10 protein-coding genes are annotated in these 20185 nt (G+C 45.9%); 7 read left to right on the top strand and 3 right to left on the bottom strand.

Annotation, left to right across the window (positions count from 1 at the left end):
- Positions 1-205 precede the first annotated feature (205 nt).
- The 3 genes from EL262_RS05825 to EL262_RS05815 all read left to right on the top strand — a co-directional run bounded on the left by EL262_RS05825 (position 206) and on the right by EL262_RS05815 (position 6090).
- Positions 206-2593: an anaerobic ribonucleoside triphosphate reductase gene (locus EL262_RS05825; RefSeq protein ID WP_078735799.1), complete on the top strand. Its 2388-nt coding sequence runs from the start codon at positions 206-208 to the stop codon at positions 2591-2593.
- A gap of 49 nt (positions 2594-2642) precedes the next feature.
- Positions 2643-3113, top strand: a complete 471-nt coding sequence (gene nrdG, locus EL262_RS05820; protein ID WP_078735809.1) for an anaerobic ribonucleoside-triphosphate reductase activating protein — start codon at positions 2643-2645, stop codon at positions 3111-3113.
- 133 nt (positions 3114-3246) lie between these two features.
- A complete protein-coding gene (locus EL262_RS05815; protein ID WP_078735800.1) occupies positions 3247-6090 on the top strand; it encodes a hybrid sensor histidine kinase/response regulator transcription factor in 2844 nt (947 codons plus the stop codon).
- Between the two features lie 629 nt (positions 6091-6719).
- Here the strand turns inward: EL262_RS05815 and EL262_RS05810 are convergent.
- The 3 genes from EL262_RS05810 to EL262_RS05800 form a co-directional block, all read right to left on the bottom strand.
- Positions 6720-8567, bottom strand: a complete 1848-nt coding sequence (locus EL262_RS05810) for a collagen-like domain-containing protein (RefSeq protein ID WP_078735801.1) — start codon at positions 8565-8567, stop codon at positions 6720-6722.
- A 97-nt stretch (positions 8568-8664) separates the two neighbouring features.
- The gene (locus EL262_RS05805) at positions 8665-9825 is read right to left on the bottom strand and encodes an OmpA family protein (protein ID WP_036853580.1); all 1161 of its coding nucleotides are present in this window, start codon (positions 9823-9825) and stop codon (positions 8665-8667) included.
- Between the two features lie 51 nt (positions 9826-9876).
- The gene (locus EL262_RS05800; protein WP_159442737.1) at positions 9877-11889 is read right to left on the bottom strand and encodes a collagen-like triple helix repeat-containing protein; all 2013 of its coding nucleotides are present in this window, start codon (positions 11887-11889) and stop codon (positions 9877-9879) included.
- A 936-nt stretch (positions 11890-12825) separates the two neighbouring features.
- Between EL262_RS05800 and EL262_RS05795 the strand changes: the two genes are divergently transcribed.
- From EL262_RS05795 to EL262_RS05780, 4 genes are read left to right on the top strand one after another with little or no spacing between them, the layout of a single operon-like run.
- Positions 12826-16053 (top strand): SusC/RagA family TonB-linked outer membrane protein, encoded by a 3228-nt coding sequence (locus tag EL262_RS05795; RefSeq protein ID WP_025838096.1) that lies wholly within the window; start codon positions 12826-12828, stop codon positions 16051-16053.
- Between the two features lie 16 nt (positions 16054-16069).
- Complete coding sequence (locus EL262_RS05790) at positions 16070-17698, top strand: RagB/SusD family nutrient uptake outer membrane protein (RefSeq protein ID WP_159442738.1); 1629 nt, start codon at positions 16070-16072, stop codon at positions 17696-17698.
- A 20-nt stretch (positions 17699-17718) separates the two neighbouring features.
- Entirely contained in the window at positions 17719-18471 is a 753-nt protein-coding gene (locus EL262_RS05785) for a DUF4843 domain-containing protein (protein ID WP_025838097.1), read from the top strand.
- Between the two features lie 30 nt (positions 18472-18501).
- The gene (locus EL262_RS05780) at positions 18502-20163 is read left to right on the top strand and encodes a PKD-like family lipoprotein (RefSeq protein ID WP_078735804.1); all 1662 of its coding nucleotides are present in this window, start codon (positions 18502-18504) and stop codon (positions 20161-20163) included.
- Positions 20164-20185: the final 22 nt, after the last annotated feature.

The following is a 20185-nucleotide window of genomic DNA, read 5'->3' as shown; positions in this document are numbered from 1 at the left end:
TTTCCGTAACTTTGGATTGTAGCTCGCATCATGGGATCAGTGATATGGAAATCCTATCTTGACTATCTCTATATTTGGGTGTAATTGTCTGAATGAAAGGTGGTTTGTGTTTTCAATCTGATGTCTGAGTGCACGACGAAGGGTCTCCGAGAGGTGAGACTTCGATACAAACTATCTTATTACCAATACTAATCAAACTGAGTCTATGGATACACCGACATTATTCATCATCAAGAGGGATGGTAAGCAGGAGCCTTTCTCTCCCGAAAAGATCGAAAATGCCATCATCAAAGCTTATCGTGCTTCAGGCATCCAAGAGAATAAAAGTATAATTCAGAACATCGTCCAAAAGGTGTCTACTCAACTCTCCACCGAGACGAACCCCACGGTCGAGGAGATACAGGATCTCGTGGAGCATGAGCTGATGGTGTGCGATCCTTTCGTTGCCAAGAAGTACATCATCTACCGTGAGTGGCGAAATGTCGAACGTGACAAACGTACCGGGATGAAGCAGATCATGGATGGCATCGTGCGCATAGAGAAGAACGATGTCAACCTGAGCAATGCCAATATGTCGGCGCATACGCCTGCGGGGCAGATGATGACATTTGCTTCGGAGGTGACCAAGGACTATACCAACAAGTATCTTCTCGGGGTCAAGTACGCTCGTGCACACCGTAATGGAGATATACACATCCATGACTTGGACTACTACCCCACCAAGACAACGACTTGTATCCAATACGACTTGGAGGATCTCTATGAGCGTGGTTTCAGGACGAAAAACGGCAGCATCCGCACACCTCAGTCGATACAAAGCTATGCGACCTTGGCGACGATCATCTTCCAGACGAACCAAAACGAGCAACATGGGGGACAGTCCATACCTGCGTTTGACTTCTTCATGGCCAAGGGAGTCCTCAAGACCTTCCGCCGTCACTTGGCAGAGGCTCTTGTCTTCATCGCAGGGATGAGAGATGTCACCATAGATCGCAAGGTGCTCATCGATGGATTGGTCAGCGAAGGGGTGTCGGTGCAGGAGAAACCGGATCTTATAGCTGAGGCGTACAAGAAAATAGAGGGTCTCTGCCCCGGTGTGGACAGAAAGGATATAGAACGCGCGTGGAATCACGCCATGGACAAGACCACACGTGAGACTCATCAGGCGATGGAGGGTTTTATCCACAATCTCAACACCATGCACTCTCGTGGTGGGAATCAAGTCGTGTTCAGCTCCATTAACTATGGTACTGACACTTCGCCCGAAGCTCGTCTCTTGATGCGTGAACTCCTCTCTGCCACTACGGACGGATTAGGGCACGGAGAAGTCCCCATATTCCCCATACAGATATTCAAGGTTAAGGATGGTGTGTCCTTCTCAGTGGCCGATTACGAGAAGGCTATGAAAGACTTCCCTGCCGCTCTTCGTGGTGAGATGACTTTCGAGGCTCCCAATTTTGACCTGCTCATCGAGGCTTGTCGCACGACCTCCAAGGCCCTCTTCCCCAACTTCCTTTTCCTTGACACGAAGTACAACAAGAACGAAAAGTGGAACGCTGAGGATCCCAAGAGGTATCTTTACGAACTCGCAACGATGGGTTGTCGCACGAGAGTGTTCGAAAACTTGCGCGGAGAGAAGAGTTCTGTCGGTCGTGGCAATCTCTCTTTCACCTCAATGAACTTCCCTCGTCTGGCCATCGAAGCGATGAGAGAGGCAGAGGAACTCAATCCCGGATGTGACAAGCATACCATCCGAAATGAAGCAAAGTCCATCTTCTTGTCTTCGGTACGACGTATGGCGGAGATGATAGCCGAGCAGCTTTATGATCGGTACAAGTATCAGCGCACGGCTCTTGCGTGCCAATATCCGTTCATGATGTGCAACGATGTATGGAAAGGTGGTGCTTCGCTCGATCCTAATGAGGAAGTCGGTGATGTGATCGCTTCGGGGACTCTCGGTATCGGATTTATCGGAGGACACAACGCCATGGTCGCGATCTATGGTGAGGGGCATGCACACAACAAAGAGGCCTACCAGACACTCTACGATGCCATCATGGTCATGAATAATGTCGTGGATGAGTACAAGCGTAAGTATAATCTCAACTACTCCGTCCTCGCCACTCCTGCAGAGGGATTGTCGGGACGATTTACACGCATGGACCGCAAGAAATACGGTATCATCCCCGGTGTGACGGATCGTGACTATTACGTCAACTCGTTCCACATAGATGTCAAAGAGCCTGTAACGATCTTTGAGAAGATCCAGCTCGAAGCTCCATTCCATGCCATTACACGAGGTGGACACATCACTTATGTCGAGCTTGATGGAGAGGCAAAGAAAAATATATCGGGTATCCTCAAGATCGTCAAGGCTATGCACGATGCTGAGATCGGTTATGGTTCGATCAACCACCCCGTGGACACTTGTAACAAGTGTGGGTACAGAGGGGTCATCTATGCCAAGTGTCCGGTCTGTGCAGGAGAGGATATAGCCCGACTAAGACGCATCACGGGCTATCTGACAGGATCGCTCGACAGCTGGAACTCGGCCAAGAAGTCCGAAGAAAAAGACCGTATCAAACACTGCTGAACACCTCTGACATAGCCATAAGAGTGGAGTGTCGATAGAACAATACAATATACACTTACTGAACAGATACAAGGAGACCATATCCGATGGCGAAGGGATCAGGTACTCTTTGTATCTGTCTGGTTGTACCCATCATTGCCCGGGATGTCAGAACCCCGCAAGTTGGGATCCCACGGCAGGTGTCCTCTTGACCGAGCCCATCCTCAGTGATATCATCAACGAAATAAAAACGAATCCCCTCCTTGACGGTATCACCCTCAGTGGTGGTGACCCTCTTTTCAATCCCGAGGGTGCCCTCGCCCTCTGTCGTCGGCTCAAAGAGGAGACCGGGCTCAATATCTGGTGTTATACCGGATACACCTTGGAGGAGATAGAGGCTTCGCCTTCCCTTTCGGCCGTCTTGGAGTATGTTGATGTCCTTGTCGATGGCCGCTTTGTGCAGGAGGAGTTTGACCCAACTCTTTCATTCCGAGGTAGCCGAAATCAACGCATCATCCGATTGCATGAGCGTAATAAGTGAGGAGTCCGTACCTTTTCTTCATTTCTTGATATTTGCCTTAATCTTCATTCGTAGTGGTTTATATTAAAAAATACTGCTACTTTTGTGTCAAGTTTTCAATGACTTTATATAAAGATCAACCTTGCTCCATTCTATGAATTTATACCTGGCTCGTATCTTGTCAGTCTTGGGGGTACTCTTTCTCGGTTTCGCCTGTAAAGAGCTATCGCACAGAAAGGTCGAATCAACCGATATCAATCCCCAGATCAAAGAAATAACCAGACTCAAGTCGGATGGACCTTTGCTGCGGCTCATCACCGAATACCAAGCTCAGGGCGACTCTGTGTTGCTCTTTTACTGCTACCGACAGTTGGGTCGAATATATAGGGAGAGTGCTCGCTTCTCGGAAGCCATCGGTGCGCATAGGAAATCCCTTGCATTGTCTCTCCACAATGTCGATACCGTGCAGATTGTGATGGCGTACAATGATCTCGGCACGGATTATCGTCGCATCAGTGCATTTTCGGAGGCTCTTGATCATCATTACAGAGCTTTGGAATATGCTGAGAAGTACTCGGATAGTTTGTCAAAAGACGGAGCCAAAAACATCGTCGTGTCTCTCAATGGTATAGGTAATATCAGTCTGACGATGGGGTACTACGAAGATGCAGATCGTTTTTTTCGAAGAGCTTTGGAGGGTGAGAAGAAACAGGAAAGTCTTATCGGTCAGGCGATCAACTATGCCAACATCGGTGCCGTCTATGAGGCAAAGGCAGTGTATGATTCAGCTCATCTTTATTATCAAAAATCGCTCGAATGCAATCAGTTGGCGAAATCAAATCTCGGCATAGCTCTTTGTTATAACCATCTTGGTCGACTTTTCAAGGTCGAAGGTGAATACACGAAAGCCGGTGACATGTACCTCAAAGCATACGAGCTGATGAAGGATAGTCCCGACAAATGGCATTGGCTGGAGTCTTGTATCGGTCTGGCGGAGATCAGTCTCTTCGAGAATGATTTTGCCGGATATGAGATGTATATCGACAATGCCGAGCGAGTGGAGGCAGAGATCAGTTCGCCCGAACACCGTGCCACCATATATGATCTCAAATACGATGCAGAAAACAAAAGGCATAACTATGCCTCAGCTTTGAATTACTTCAAAAAGAGTACTGCCATAAGAGACAGTATACTCGGTGCGAAGAAGAGCGATCTTTACATGGATGTCAGGATGAATTACGAACGCGATCGTAATGCTCACCGACTTAAAGAGATAGAATTGTTTAATGCCATTGAGAGAGCGGAGACTCAGCGTACCATGTACATCTCGTGGACCCTTGGACTTATAGGCTTCTTCTTGGCAGGTGCGGCATACTATGCCTATCGCCAACGTCTCAGGAGTAACGCAGCCCTCAAGCAGTATGAGCGTGCTCGTACACTCTTCTTTGCCAATATCACTCACGAGTTCAGGACGCCTCTCACGGTCATTCAGGGGCTCAATAAATATCTGTCTCCCGAGTCGAAGTCTACCTCCCGTGAGCGTACAGAATATGTCGAGACCATTGACCGTCAGTGTGGCAGTCTCTTGACCCTTGTCGATCAGCTTTTGGATATCTCCAAACTTCATGGGAACAACATGTCCGTCCCTCCTTATCGTCATGATGATATCGTAGCTTACCTTAGGGCGATTGTCGAGGGCTTCAGACATTATGGACAGAAGAACGATATCGACCTTATTTTTCGTACCGATGAAGCGGAGATCTACATGGACTTTATCCCTGAATATGCCAACAAGATCATCAATAATCTTCTCTCCAATGCCATCAAGTATTCCGATCCCGGATCGGTCGTACAGATCCTCCTTCAACGCCCGGGAAATGGCTCCCATGTATTGCTCCGAGTCATGGACAAGGGGCGGGGGATAGATGAGAAGGATTTACCTCATATCTTTGATATTTTTTATCGTTCGGACAGTCCGTTTAAGCCGATGGGGTCGGGTGTCGGACTCGCTTTGACGAAGAACCTTGTCGAACAGATGGCAGGGGATATTGGTGTCGAGAGCACTTTGGGCAAAGGCTCGATATTTACCGTCACCCTTCCCGTCTTTGCACCTGACGGCCATGTCGTTAGTGCACCCGGCACACCGGCAGAAAGCCCGGAGGTCTTCTTGCCCTCCGTCTCTCCATCGGCATCCCAAGCTATCATTGAGCCCGATGATGTCCCCGGAGAGCGTCCGATGATCCTGGTCGTTGAGGACAACGCCGATGTGACGCTCTATCTGCGTTCTATCCTTTCGCCCCGTTATGCGGTGATAACGGCTCAAGATGGCAAGATGGGTGTGGATAAGGCCGAGAGAACTGTGCCTGACCTCATCATCACTGACCTGATGATGCCGGTCATGGATGGTAATGAGCTGGTCAAGGCTATCCGTGCAAATACACTCACCGATCACATTCCCATCATCATGCTCACCGCCAAGAGTGATGATGAGGATCGTAAGGAGGGCTTTCGTATGGGGGCTGACGCATACTTGGCAAAGCCTTTTGATCCCGACGAACTTCTCATTCGTGTCGAAAAACTTCTTGAAAGTCGATACCTCCTTCGTGAGAAGTACCTAAAAGCGTTGGAGAAGGACGAAGGCATCGGACTTAAGGCCGAAGATGCTGAGAGTCTCGAATTTGTCCGAAAGGTTACAAATATCATTCATTCGGAGCTGTCCAACCCCGATCTCAATGTTACTTTCTTGGCCGAACGTATGTGTGTGAGTGCTTCTCAACTCACACGAAAGCTAAATACCATGGTAGGAGTATCAACCATTGCGTACATTACCCGAATACGTCTCTCGAAGGCAAAACAATTCCTTTCGTCGGGAAAATACAATGTGAATGAGGTCGCGGATATGTGTGGATTCAACGACTCGGGATACTTCAGAAGACTGTTCAAGAAAGAATTTGGCGTCACCCCCAGTGACTATACTCGGATCTCAGGAGGGGTCTGATAGGGATTTTTAATCTTTTGGTTATAAGTGTGTTATCGAAATTTTCTGCATGTTTTCTCCACACTTTTTCATGTTTTTTGCGTGAAAAATACTGACATTTGCGGTATTTGTCCTTTACAAAGAAATCGTTAAGGTTTAAGTTTGCAGCACAAGAGCGAAGCATTGATTTTCAGTCTCGCTTTTGTACATCTGTTTTTTATAGAATGGAAAGCCTTGCGAGGTGGAGGAGAAACGAGCCGGTCGTCACAAAAGTGTTTTTTGTATCTGTGGTTAATGAAGGCACGCCGGCTCACATACCGAAAGACTGTAAGCTCAGAGTAGACTACTCAGACGTTTCAGGGGACATTTCGGTATCGTAGAGTTCCCATCGAGATGATGGTGTTGGATAGACTCCGAAACTCTACAAGGGGGGAGAAGAAATGTGGTGTCAAAACGATTAGTTTTGACACCACATTCTTTTGTGATCCGAAGAACTCTTGAGCGAAGTAGTCGCTCCATATCCGAAAGTCTTGGGCTCTCTTATCGTCTGCCCGAAGAAAGAGTTTATTCTTTTGTGGGACAGAATATGTTCTGTCCCACAAAAGAATCTTTTCTGATGCCTGATAGGAAAAATCCTCTCGTAGCTCTTTTTACCTCTTGAAGAAGAGTCGGACGGCTTCGTGGTTACCCGATGGGTTGGCTATTCGTCTGTCAGCATCCAACGCAAAGCGATGGAATAGCATCCTTAGCCCCAGGGCTTTAGCTGCACTTGTTTCGCTTGCCCAGTAGTAACCACTTTCGCCAAACTTGCCGGGGATCGGTGTCCCTTGCGCATCCAACGCACCACTTGCCGGTAGTATCCTTACCACATCATTCTGATTATTGGAGCTCCAGAAGGATTCGTCCTTCACCTGATCAACCGTGATGGGACTGCCGGGGACATCTGGCCCCAAGTAGCGAGAAGTAATCTTGAGGGCTTTGACAAATTCCCCTGTCCCGCCCTCAGGATTGTCGATGTATTCGTATTTGAATGCAGTCCTAAGTCGATTATCTGCGCTCTTGAGACGGAGTCCGTATATGATATGATTTCCGCTTCCTCTATAGTCTGAGGTGAAGACATCTTTGATCTGATGGGTATTCAGTCTGATTTCTTCGCTTACATTATCCATCGTCAGCACGTGTCCATTATAGTAGTGCAAGACCTCTCCCGGCATGACACTTCTCCAAGTACGTATGTCCGGGAGGTAATAGCGTGTGCCACCTATCGCGAAATTTGCTTTCCAGCCCCATGTCTCGATGGCTTGATTTTGTGGGAAGAGACCGCTTTGATCATTGGCATGGTTCGTCGCAAAGCCCGTTCCTGTTTTGTTCATGTTGTATTCAGACATGTATTCCATCGGAGTGAAATAACCCTTCTGCTTGACAGTGATCAGATGCGGATTATTGTCTTCGAAGACATTGTTCACAACAAGTCTGAAGTCCCTGTCAGGGCCTATGTTGTGAGCTGTTTTTAGTTTGAAGGTATGCACACTGACACCATCCTCTTGGCTCTCTCCGAGAGGGACGATGATGTACCCTCCCGGTAGATTTTCGGCACTCTCTATGCTTATCACGGGAGCACCTGCCGGAGAGATGATTTTGATGATCGCTGAGTCTGCTCTTTCCTCAGAGATGAACATAGAGCCCGGATTCAGTTTTTTGTCCGTTGTCGTATTTGTACCTGAGACACTGATCGAAGTTTTTTGTGGCAACTTGTCTGCATCTATCCCATTGAGGTATACCCTAAAGTCCTCTTGGGATACCTTATCCTTGGGCCAGAACTCTCCTTCATATCCGGGAAGGTTTGGATGAGGGTTGGGCAAGGTCCCTTTTTCTGCCTCTTTTTTCCAAATGTCATAAGCTGTAAGACCATTGTCTCCCGGATCCCCTTCAGGTCCTTTTGGGCCGTCAGAGCCTGAGCCTCCTCCTTGACCGGGTTCGCCCTTGTCGCCTCGATCGCCTTTGTCGCCTCGATCACCGGTCTGACCTTTGTCTCCGTGTTCTCCTTTATCTCCTTTATCTCCCTGTGAGCCCTTGTCTCCTTGGTCTCCTTTTTGTCCCTGATCGCCTTTGTCTCCTTTGTCACCCTTGGAGCCTTTCGACCCGGAGAGAAACCAAAAGAAGTCTCTGAGAGTGTTTTTGTCAGGTGACCATAGCCTGTCCGGAGCATGTGGATCTCGCACATCACCTGCAGCGATCATAGCTTTCCACTTTTCGTAGGCACTGATACCGTCTTTTCCATCTTTTCCGGATAAGAATATCATGTAGTCTGCTTCGCTTCGACCGCCCTTCCAGTCCGGATAAAGTCCTCTGTCCAAGAGTGAGAGCCACTCTTGATAAGCACTGGTGCCCGTCTGGCCTTTGTCACCTCGTGGTCCCAACGGAGCCAGAACCTTGAAGTCCGTACAAGAGACCAAGAGCAGTGCTATGATTGTGTATGTGAATAAACGTTTTGTCATCGTTCGATACTGATTTAATTTATGACGAAGTTATTGGTTGCAGGGAGGCTTTCATGATGTCAATGCACCATGAAATGTTAGCCCTCCACCGTGCCCATTATTTCAGGCTTTCCCAATAAGCCTCATTTTCGATTACTTCGACGATTACCTTACGGTCCCCTCTACGTACACCATCCGACTCTGCCTTAGGGGCATGTGCGATCTCACTGCCGACACCACGCCACTTGAGCATTTGAGAGGATACTCCTCTCTCAATGAGGGCATCGACCACCGCCTTGGCTCTTCGTTCGGAGAGCTTTTTGTTATACTCGGCAGTGCCTATGGCATCTGTGCAACCGATGATACACAATCTTGATGAAGGAGTGCTCTTGAGTGTCTCTGCGATCTCATCAAGGAGTCTATAAGTGTCTGTCGTGAAGTCTGCACTCGCAAACTCAAAGTAGATGCCTGAAAAGAGCTTGTACATGGTTTTGGTCTCAGTAGATGGTTGAGATACGATCTTCTCGACCTCTCTGATCACCTCGCGTTCGACAATCTTTTCGACCGGAACTTTCACGAAGGTCTTCTTTGACTTTCCTCCGATGCGCCACATGAGACGGAGCGAGCCCTGAAGAGGATCAGCGATCCCTTTGTAGGGTAGATGGATATAGTCTGCTTGCATACCGATACCGAAACGATCATTGAGCCACATATTGAGGCCAAGTCCCGCCGTGATGGGTAGGAGATGAGTACGGTCGTTGTCCACCATGCCGGATTCAGTCGTATTGTTTAGCGAAGTGCCGTCAAGGACATCCATATAGTTGATGCGGAAGTTCTTGTACATATATCCCGCTCCTATGCGGACGAATGGGTCAATGATCTTAGATCCAAAATAGCCTCCCAGTCTCCACTGTAGCCCGAGTGTCCCAAGACCTATATAATGGTCTTTCAATACTGTACGTACTGGGTCTTTGGCATAACCGAATGTACCTTGAAGATCCAAGGCAAAGTGATCGGATAGCTCACGAGCGACATATATCTGTCCTCCGAAGACCAAGTCTCTCTTGCTGATATCTATGAGATGTCCTTTGCTGTCAGTCATCACACTCTTGAGCCCCACGCGAGGCATGTGAAAGACTGATCCTCCCAGACCTATCTCCCAAGCTCTTTTATTGTTATGAGTGTCCTCGGCAATGGTGATGTCTTGAGCTGACACTGAAATAATAGAAGCCCCCATTAAGGCTACACTACATAACATCTTTTTTATATTTATATTCATAGTCTTTATTCGTTCTTTATTTTTTGAAATTACACCAATCGCCTTCTATACTTACATCTTGAGAGGCACATGTGTTTCAGTCATACCAAGGTCGGTAGAGTACTTGATGCGTGGCTCATTATCAACCAACTCTATAGTGCCGAGAAGTACAGGTCTGAAGTGAGGCTGTTGGTTCAAAGGAATAGCTTCACTAGTTGGCGTAACAGCTGTAAATCCAGATGGACTTGACAAATAGACCCTACAACCCACTAGGTCTTGAGCTGTAGAGGTGATGGGGAAGTCAAAACCATACTCTCCCACCTTGGCCGCACCGGTATAAGCTGTGTTCACCTTCGTCACCAGAATATTGAGCACCATATTATTGAATGAAGTATAAGCCGGAATCCAAAGCTTTGGGTTTGTCGGAGACTCCTTATAGCCTGTGTAAATCTTATCCATGTACATAGGATCAAGAACCTCAAATTCACCTAGAGCCTTACCTCCAGAAAGTTTAATATTCTTAAGCAATGGGACACGTGGCATTGGTGGGATCTCGACGATCGGGCTCTGAATATCTCCAGGAATGCCAAAGTACTTAGGCACAGCCTTTGTACGTACGTAGTAAGACTCATTGCTAAAAACACGCCCTGCATCATGAGCAAAGTTATGCCCCCACTTGTGGGTATCTGTGGGAGTTTTAAAGTATAATGGACGACGAGCTACAGGATCCCCTTCACTACGCGCATACCATTCATCATTAACACGAGCATCAGTAGCACTATTGAGTACGGTACCATTGATGTCTGTGATTTCAAAGATGATCTTTTTATCTCCACCTTGAGCTCCGAACCACTCCTTATAAACATCATTGTAAGAGAGTTCCTTAATACGGTGATCGAGCTCTACAACCGCTAATGAACCAGCAGGGTCAAAGATGTATGTAGCCCCTGTTGTCGCACGGACAAGACCTGGTGCCCAATCGTTTCTAATATTCCAACCTCCATCCTTAAACTTGACCTGAGTTGGAAATACAAAGATATTTGTCTGTTCTTCCTTGCCATTGATAGTCAACTTTGCTCGAGCCACACGCTTATCAATAGCAGTACCATTAGGAAGAAGATCTGCACGGGGTATAGTGATGGTACCATCAGCCCTCACAGTATATTGCTTTTGCATTGGGAGACCGAATTCTGTGCCAAAGATGATAGGAGTACCTGCAGGTACGGGCTTTGTATCACGGTCTGTAATACGCAATACTGCATCACCAGTATGCACATTGTAGCCAGCCCCACCATCTTTGATCTGAGTGGCATGGAAAGAAAGATTATAGTCTGCGATTATTTCCTTAGTGTTCTTGCCATTTTGACCTCTTAGATAGACCCAAAAATCATCCAAAGACGTCTTGTCAACAGGCCAAAACTCACCTTCATATCCTGGCATATCCGGATGAGGATTTTTGAGAGTCCCCTTCTTGGCTTCATTTACCCAAATAGTATAGGCATCAAGTCCCGGTTGACCCTTATCTCCCTTTTCTCCGGGATTGCCCGCATTTCCTGCGTTGCCATTGTCGCCGGGCTCACCTTTGTCGCCCTTTTCGCCTTTATCTCCTTTATCACCCTTGGCTCCGGTGTCACCTTTATCACCTTTATCGCCTTTATCACCTTTATCACCTTTATCACCCTTTTCACCCTTGGCTCCGGTGTCGCCCTTTTCGCCTTTGTCTCCTTTAGCCCCGGTGAGGAACCAGAAAAAATCCCTCTCCGTGTTTTTTGAAGAAGTCCAGATGACTCCAGGATTGTGAGGATCTTCGACAGTGTTTGTGGCGATCATCTTTTTCCACTCTTCGTAAGCAGTCATGCCGTTCTTACCATCCTTGCCTGAAAGGAAAATCAGAAAGTCAGCCTCTCCTCTTCCTCCTTTCCAGTCGGGGTACTGACCTTTGTCCAATAAAGTTAACCAGAGATCGTACGAACTCATGCCCGTGTCCCCTTTTTCTCCCTCTTGTCCTTTAGGTGTGATCACCTGAAGATTGGTACAAGACACTGCGATGAGGCACAGTGTCACCCAATACAATACGCTTTTCATTTTCATAAAGCTCTTGCCTAATAGTTACTTATCTTGTTAATTGTCTGAATACTTTGTTCAAAAAACATACCATCACGATATGTTCAAGCCTTAATTTCGTTGCAAATTTACTGATTGTAGATTAAGGAAGGGTATAACCTTTGTGAAAAAGTCTAAAAGTGATAATATTCGGTGAATTATTTGAAAGAGGGGCAGGGAGTGTTTCTGTTGTTGTTTAGTGTCTTGATTATCATTGTTTTGTTTATATATTCAGCTTTGATATTATGATGGTTCTGTTTATTTTAGACACATCTTTTATGTTTTCTTGCGTTTTGAAAGACTGCTTATTACTCGATTTTTTGTTGGATACTGTGCTCTGATGATATCTGTTTGATATGTTGTTTGATAACGGAGCCAATAATTTATAAATCTGCATTTTTCTGAGACAAAATTCGTCTTTAACGACCTTCATCATCAAGTTTAACGACTTTTGTCATCGAGTCTAACGACTTTCATTATCGATTTTAACGACTTTTTCTGGCCGCTTGTATGTCAGGATTGAAGTCTCCTTGGCGTATGAAAGTGTATTTTCTCCAATTCTGCTCGATATTTCGACACTTGTACCCTAGTTCTTACGAAAAATATATGTGAGTAAAGTGAAATGATCGGTCTTGAATAGCCTGTAATAGTGAAAATATGTCTATATTTACGGCAGTTGTTTAATAATATATTGTGAAATTAACCTAAAGTCTCCGAGTGGGGTATTTGTTCTCCACTCATTGAGATACTCTATCGGAGCAAAATATCCGGGTGTTGGTCTGTAAAAAGATCCATCGGTCGAACACTTTTTGAGAAATAATGAAATTGGTGTTTATCCTCTCGGATACATTATGGTATTACCATACGGCTACGACAGAAGAAAAATAAATAATTACCAATCAATAAAACGGACTTACTATGAGAGTAAATCACAATGTTTTAGGACAAGTCACCTTCGTTGTGTCCGTCGCAATGGTCTCTGCAATTGGGCTGTTGCAAGCACGTGCGGCCGACTATCCCGAGGGTAGTCCTTCAGGTCTCATCAGGGAGGTCTCTACCTCTCATGAGAGGTTGATCTCTGAGAGCCAGCAGCCCCAACAACCCAAAGGGCGTGCCCTCGTGGGTAAGGTGCTCGATGAAACCAAGGCTCCTCTTCCAGGAGCTGCCATCCGTATCAAAGGTGTCAAGGGAGGTGCTTCTGCCAAGGTCGACGGATCATTTACGATCGCGATACCACAAGGGCTCAAGGAGGTCATCGTCGAAGTCTCTTACATAGGTATGGAGAAGCGTTCGGTCAAGTACACCGGACAAGAGCCTTTCGTGATCGTCCTCAAGGAGGAGAAGAACGAGCTTAGTGAGGTCGTCATCACAGGGTACCAGAAGTTGAAGAAAAATTCGTTTACGGGTAATGCAACGATCGTGACCAAGGATCAACTCTTGAAGACTAATAATAAGAATGCCATTGCCGCGCTTCAGACGTTCGAACCATCGTTCCGTATTAAGGAGGCAAACACATGGGGTTCTGACCCTAACCGTCTTCCGGACTTCACCATCCGTGGAGAGAGTAGCTTGAGCACCAGCCGTGGTATCGATGCAGAAAATGCGAGGCGTAACCAGCGTACAGGTCTCAAGGATAATCCTAACTTGCCTATCTTTATCCTTGATGGTTTTGAGGTGAGCGTGCAGAAAATCTATGATATGGATATGAACCGTATCGAGAGTATGACGATCCTTAAGGATGCCGCTGCTACTGCACTTTATGGTTCGAGAGCTGCCAATGGTGTCGTTGTCGTGACCACAGTGCCTCCACAACCTGGTGAGATCCGTGTCAACTACAACCTCACCGGGGGTATCGAGCTGCCTGATCTCTCGGACTATAACCTCGCCAATGCAGAGGAGATGCTTGAGATCGAAAAGTTGTCTGGAGAGTACACGTCTTTTGACGGCGACCCTTTGGAACAGTTGATTCGTGACCTCAAGTGGAACAATTTGGTCAATGAGGTGCGTCGTGGTGTACGTACAGATTGGTTGGCTCAGCCGCTTCGCAATGCTTTCAATCAAACGCACAGTGTGAATATTTCTGGAGGTGTGGAAAGCATCCGTTATGGTCTCGATCTGACTTACAATACGCACAATGGTGCTATGAAGGGATCTTATCGTGATAACTACGCTGCTGCCCTTACTCTTGATTATAGATTAGGGTCTAAGGTGCAGATTATGAATCAGATATCTTACGGGTTAACTAAGAACGAAGATTCTCCGTTCGGCTCTTTTGACGCGTATGCTAAGTTTAAGCCTTATTGGACTCCGTACGACAACAATCACAATCTTGTGAAGAAGATTAATGGCAAACCCAATCCTCTGTATAGTGAGAGGTTTTTGGGAAACTATTCCGGCAGAGGGAATCTTCAGGATTTTACCAACAACACCAGTGTCAACGTGTATTTCTCTGACTCGTTCTACTTCAAGGGACAGTTCTCTATCACTCAGACGAAACACAATACCGAAAGCTTCTTGGATCCCAAGGATCCTGATTACAGTGGAGAGACAGAAAGTACAAAGAAAGGTTTCTTGAGTACTTCATTTGCTTCGACATTGAACTGGAACCTCAACGCGATGTTGTACTACAACAAGAAGTTTGGCGAGCATTTCGTCAATGCTACGTTCGGTACGAACATCCAAGAGACCAACAACCGTAACCTTAGTGTGTCTTACTCAGGCTTCCAGTTGAGTAACCTCAACTCTCCTGCCTATGCCGCTAAACAGATCGACACCAAGACTCCACAGACATTTGCTCAGACTCGTCTTCTCGGTCTTCTTGGAGCGTTGAACTATTCTTATAAGGACATCTACATTGCTGATGCATCATTCCGTTTCGATGGATCCTCACGTTTCGGTCGAAACAAGCGTTTTGCGCCCTTCTGGTCTGTGGGGGTGGGGGTCAACTTCCACAAGTATGACTTCTTGAAGGATAATCCTTATGTTTCTCTCCTCAGGATCAGATCAACATACGGTCAAGTCGGTAATGTCAACTTCCCTCCCTATGCAGCCATATCTACCTATCGTACCGCGCCTTATTGGTATGCCGGTATCCCTGCGAACACTTTGATCGCTTTGGGTAACCCCGGCATGACTTGGGAAAAGACCAATACTCTTGACTTGGGAATCTCTATAGGTCTCTTCAAGGATAGACTCACGCTTGAAGCGAACTACTACCGTAAGGAAACCAATGATCAGATCTCTCAACTCAATATTCGCACTTCTTCGGGATTTGAGACTTATCATACCAATGCCGGCAGTATCCTCAATACCGGGTATGAGTTCAGACTCAATGCTGTGCCATATCAGGATAGAGACTGGCGCGTCGCTATCAATGCAACTATGGCTGCTAACAAGAATAGGGTGACATCACTTGGTCAGGAAGCGGAGCAGTACAACAAAAATATCCAAGACTTCCACAACGGAAAGTTGAAGATCGACTCCAAGGGCAGTGAAAAAGCCAAAAACGACTACGAGAAGCTGATGTTCATCCCATTGACTCAGTACTATGTGGGAGCGTCTACTACTGCTATCTATGCTGTCAGATCTTTAGGTATCGATCCATCATCCGGTCGTGAGCTCTTCCTCAAGAGAGACGGTACTCCCACTTATATCTGGGATGCAGTAGATCAACTTGTCGTGGGCGACACCAGTCCTAAGGCACAAGGAGCGTTTAGTATCAATGTCGGCTGGAAGAGATTTTATGTCAATGCCAACTTCCTTTATCAATTCGGTGGTCAGCAGTATAATGAAACGCTCTTACAGAAGGTCGAACATGCGGAGATCAGAGTTGGTAATGTTGACCGTCGTGTCCTTCTTGATAGATGGAAAAAGCCCGGAGATGTAGTGCCATTCTATGATATTGCACTTCAGATAAAGACCCAGCCTACTTCTCGTTACGTGCAGAACAATAACTATTTAGCATTCAGCGGTTTCTCTGCGGGGTATGATTTCGGTTCGGAAGTTACACAGAAGCTACACCTGACTTCTCTCGGTATTCGATTCAATGCGAATGAGATCACTCGTTGGTCAACCATCAGACAGGAGCGTGGTACAAGCTATCCTTATGCGAAGAATTACAGCTTTACGCTTACATTAGGAATATAACAAACAAGTAATGAGTATGAAATTATATATAAAGACCTTTACCTTCCTCTTCTGTCTAAGTCTCAGCGCATGTTCTTGGCTGGACATCGAACCTGAGGGTGAAGCAACAGATAAGAAATTGTACGGCACGGGAGATGGTTACCGTACTGCGTTAGCAGGTGTGTATAGCCAGATGGCCAATGAAAAACTCTACGGTGTAGAGTTGCAGTTTGGTTATATTGACTGTCTCTCTCAGCAATATGATTGGACTTGGAGCCGTAGTGATTTTGGCGGGCAAAGTAATGCCTCAGTATATCAAAGAATATCGTCGTTTGAGTTCCGGAATGAGGAAGTCTTGAATATGACAGATGCCATCTGGAAGACCGGTTATAATGCCATTGCTAATGCCAACAACCTCATTCAACAAGCAGAGCTTGAATCTCCAAGTCTTTTTGAGTATAAGGAGATAGAGCGATCGATGATTCTCGGTGAGGCTTATGCTTGTCGTGCATTGATGCACTTCGATCTCTGTCGACTTTTCGCTCCGGCTCCGGTCGAGAATGACAATAGTATCAAGCTTCCTTACGTCAAGAAGTATCCTGAGATTCAACCTGAAGGTATCGAAATATCAGCATACCTTGACAATGTAGTAGCAGACTTTGAAAAGGCGGCAGAGCTTACTTTGGCTTACGATACTACAGCTTTAGGTATGGGATCGAATGCCAGTTGGAGAGCTCGTTTTGAAAATGAAAATGAGAATGGGTTTGAGGATAAAGTACCCTCGGGTGAAGTACCCGAATCTTTCTTGAAGAACAGGGGCTTCCGTCTTTCTCATTATGCCATCAAGGCTCTTCTTGCAAGAGTGTATCTCTATATGGGAAACTATGACAAGGCTATGGCATGCGCGAAGGCTGTCTGGGATGCGAAGGCTGAAGGTATCAAGGGCTCAGGAGTTGTAAGAGATATGTACAAGGATGAAGAGTGGTACAATGTTGCTGGAACCAACGATGCCGAGCAAAAGAAAAGTCTTCGTCTGCCTTGGAATATCATCTTTGCTCTAAATAATGACAATGCCTATAACGACTACAAAATCGAGTCTTATTTTAAGAAGGTTGCTGATCGCCAGTCGCCCGGACGCTGGTTCTTGTTGGCTCTCAATGCTCAAGGTATTTTTACCAACAAGTCTGACAATTCGGATGAGTTCGAACAGGATTACAGAGGACACGCGATGACCTTCTCTCCAAACTCTCAAGGCATCTATGGTAGTGAGTCTCTACACGTGTATTCGCTCAAGCTGTTTCCAAGTGCAAACGAGACCGAGAGAAAAAAGACTTTGAATAAAAGTCCCATTATCAGAGTCTCTGAGATGCAGTACATCCTTGCAGAGTGTCATGCACGTAAGGGAGAGTTTGCTCAGGCTTACGAGATACTCAATATGATAAGAGAGAATAGAGGACTTAGAGGGACAGTACTCCCCGTTGCCGGAGATCTTGATACATTCTTCAGAGACTTTGTCAACGATGCTCAGAGAGAATGGATTTCAGAGGGACAGCTATTCTATCTCTATAAGAGGCTTCAATATCCATGTGTAGGGACTCAAGGGAATAAGCGTCCGATGAATAAGTCGGAGTATATGCCTCCTATCCCTGTCAATCAAAACTTCTAACAACACAACGGAATAGATCTATGAAGAAATATATATACATCCTTTTATCTGTCTTTATACTCTTGAGTATGTATTCGTGCCGAGAACAGGAGTTGCTTGTATTCGGTGAAGACAAGTATCTCTACTTCGAGAAGTTTTGGAAAGATGCAGTGGCTCCGGGCACGGAGAAGGCGGATTCTACCAGTGTGACATTCTTTTTTGCTAAACCCGAGGACACCAAGGTGTACGCAAATGTGATTGTCGTCTTAGCCGGACGTCCTTTGGAGCAAGATTTGAAGTTCAAGCTTAAAGTCGTGGATGAGCTGACAACAGCCCTCCCTTCTGAATACACTATTGCGGAGTCGTACACTTTCAGAGCAAAGCCCGTTGCTAAGCGTGAAAAGATGATCCAAGACACGATTCAGATACAGATCAATAGAAGTGATCGCCTTGATACTCTCAAGGAGGGATATAGGTTGGCTCTTGCCATCCAACAGGAAGGACAAGTGAAGATCGGACAGACAGAACGCTCTATAGCCATCCTTCATATCACGAAGGATCCTGTACGCCCATTGTGGTGGACTCGTGAGATCGAAGAAGGGCTTTTGGGTACCTATTCCACAAAGAAGTATCGACTATTCTTGCAAAATATCCCTGGTGCAGATAACCTCAGTACCAACTTTATTGTGGACAGTCCCGATAAAATGCGTAAGATGGCTCTTGCTTTCAAAGCTTGGCTTATCTCTAATCCTCAGACTGAAGAGGATGGCACTCCGATGACAGTTAAAGTATAATTGTTAATCATCTAATTTGATACGATAAAAATGAAACGGATACTATATTTCATATTTTTCTTAATGCTGATTACCTCGTGCTTTAAGGATACCGGGAATTATGATTACTTGGAGCTCAATCCACCTCGCTGGCTTTCCGAACAGCGTGGGGTCTATGCAGCCTATGGAGGTACTAATATTCATATTGAAGGCTCCAAACTCTTTGTTTGGCCAAAAGACTCTGCTCTCCGTGCAGAGAGTGTGAGATACGAGTGGGTAGTCAATGGCAAAGTGGTATCAGACAAGCTTGATTTTGAGATGCCGGTGGAGGAGCTGATGCAGAAGGTCGGTATCAAGGACTACAACTTAGATAAATCTTATCATGGGGTCTTTAAGATCATAGAGAAGGACTCTGAGATTTCATTCCAGAAAATTTTTAACTTATGGCTTTATCCATATTACGCTAATGGTGACTGGGCTATCTTCAGTGATAAGAATGGCAAGGCGCAGATCTCTACGTTGAGGAAGAGATGGACGTCTGATCAAAAAAGAGAATTCCTCCTGAAGAATGATGCATTTGAGGAGCACAACAATAACAAGTCGATAGAAGGTAAACCTATTGAAATGAGCTGGTCTTATGCTAAGCATATAGGGGTCTCCGGTGCATATACGGTTCTCACGGATCAGGGTAGCTATATTATCTCTGCTGATAACCTTGAGTATATCGGGTCTCTTGATGATGAATTTTTAGATGGTAAGCCAGCAAACTTTAAGCCTATCGCACGTGCGGATATTGATGTTTTGGGTCCTGATGGTCGTCCCGTAACATTTGTTGCTTCAGAGGATGGACTAGTCTATACAAGGGTTATGGGAGCAAACTACCTCGGTGGTAAGTTCCTGAGTGAACCGTACAAACTTGACGATAAGGGTTATGATATCTCTCTTTTTGGCAGCAGTCGTTTCACTTCCAACATCCTTTGCTATGATGAGAAGAATAAGCGTATTCTCTATGCCAGCCAATTCATCGAGCGTCTCAGTGCTAATGATGGTACTATGAATAGTATCCCTGTCTACAGAACACGTCTGACTCCTCTTGCAAGTACTCCCGGGTTCCCCTTGGCAGACCTCGGGGATAATATAGACATTGTTGCGATCAGAGCTACTTCTCACTATCCAGGTCGTTGGTACAATTTTATTGTCAGGTCGTTGGAGTCTATGTTTACGATCTTTTATAACAAGAAGGATGATCCTCAATTTACTTATACTGCGGACATTGCTGTAAATAACCAGAAGATGTACGTCAGAGACTTACCCAACAAGAGTAAGATCAAATTACCTCATATGACCAAGGATGATCTCATCTTGACAACAGGAAACTTGCGTTATGGCATTACCGAGGGAAATGCACGCCATAGGGTTTTCATTACTCGTTCAAGAGATAACTCTATCTGGTACTATACCCATAGTATGAATGCTATGGATTCGTCAGTCTCGTGGAAAAAATTTGATGTCCCCATAGAGTCTAAGATTACAGCGATTTCGTATGACTATTCTGACTGTGCATGGCTTATGATCGGATGTGAAAATGGAGATATCATGCTCTATGATATTACCGTTGTTTCTCAACCTGTGCTTCTCTACAAGGGTAATGTCGGAGGTAAGGTCTTGTCCTTTAGGGGACTGGGGTTCCGAACTTCTTCCCATGACCGATAATGATATGACTTGTATATAAAAC

The sequence above is a fragment of the Porphyromonas cangingivalis genome (assembly GCF_900638305.1).
GTDB classification, from domain to species: Bacteria; Bacteroidota; Bacteroidia; order Bacteroidales; family Porphyromonadaceae; genus Porphyromonas_A; species Porphyromonas_A cangingivalis.
Note: the sequence above shows the minus strand (reverse complement) of the source record. Positions and strands in the feature narration are given on the sequence as shown.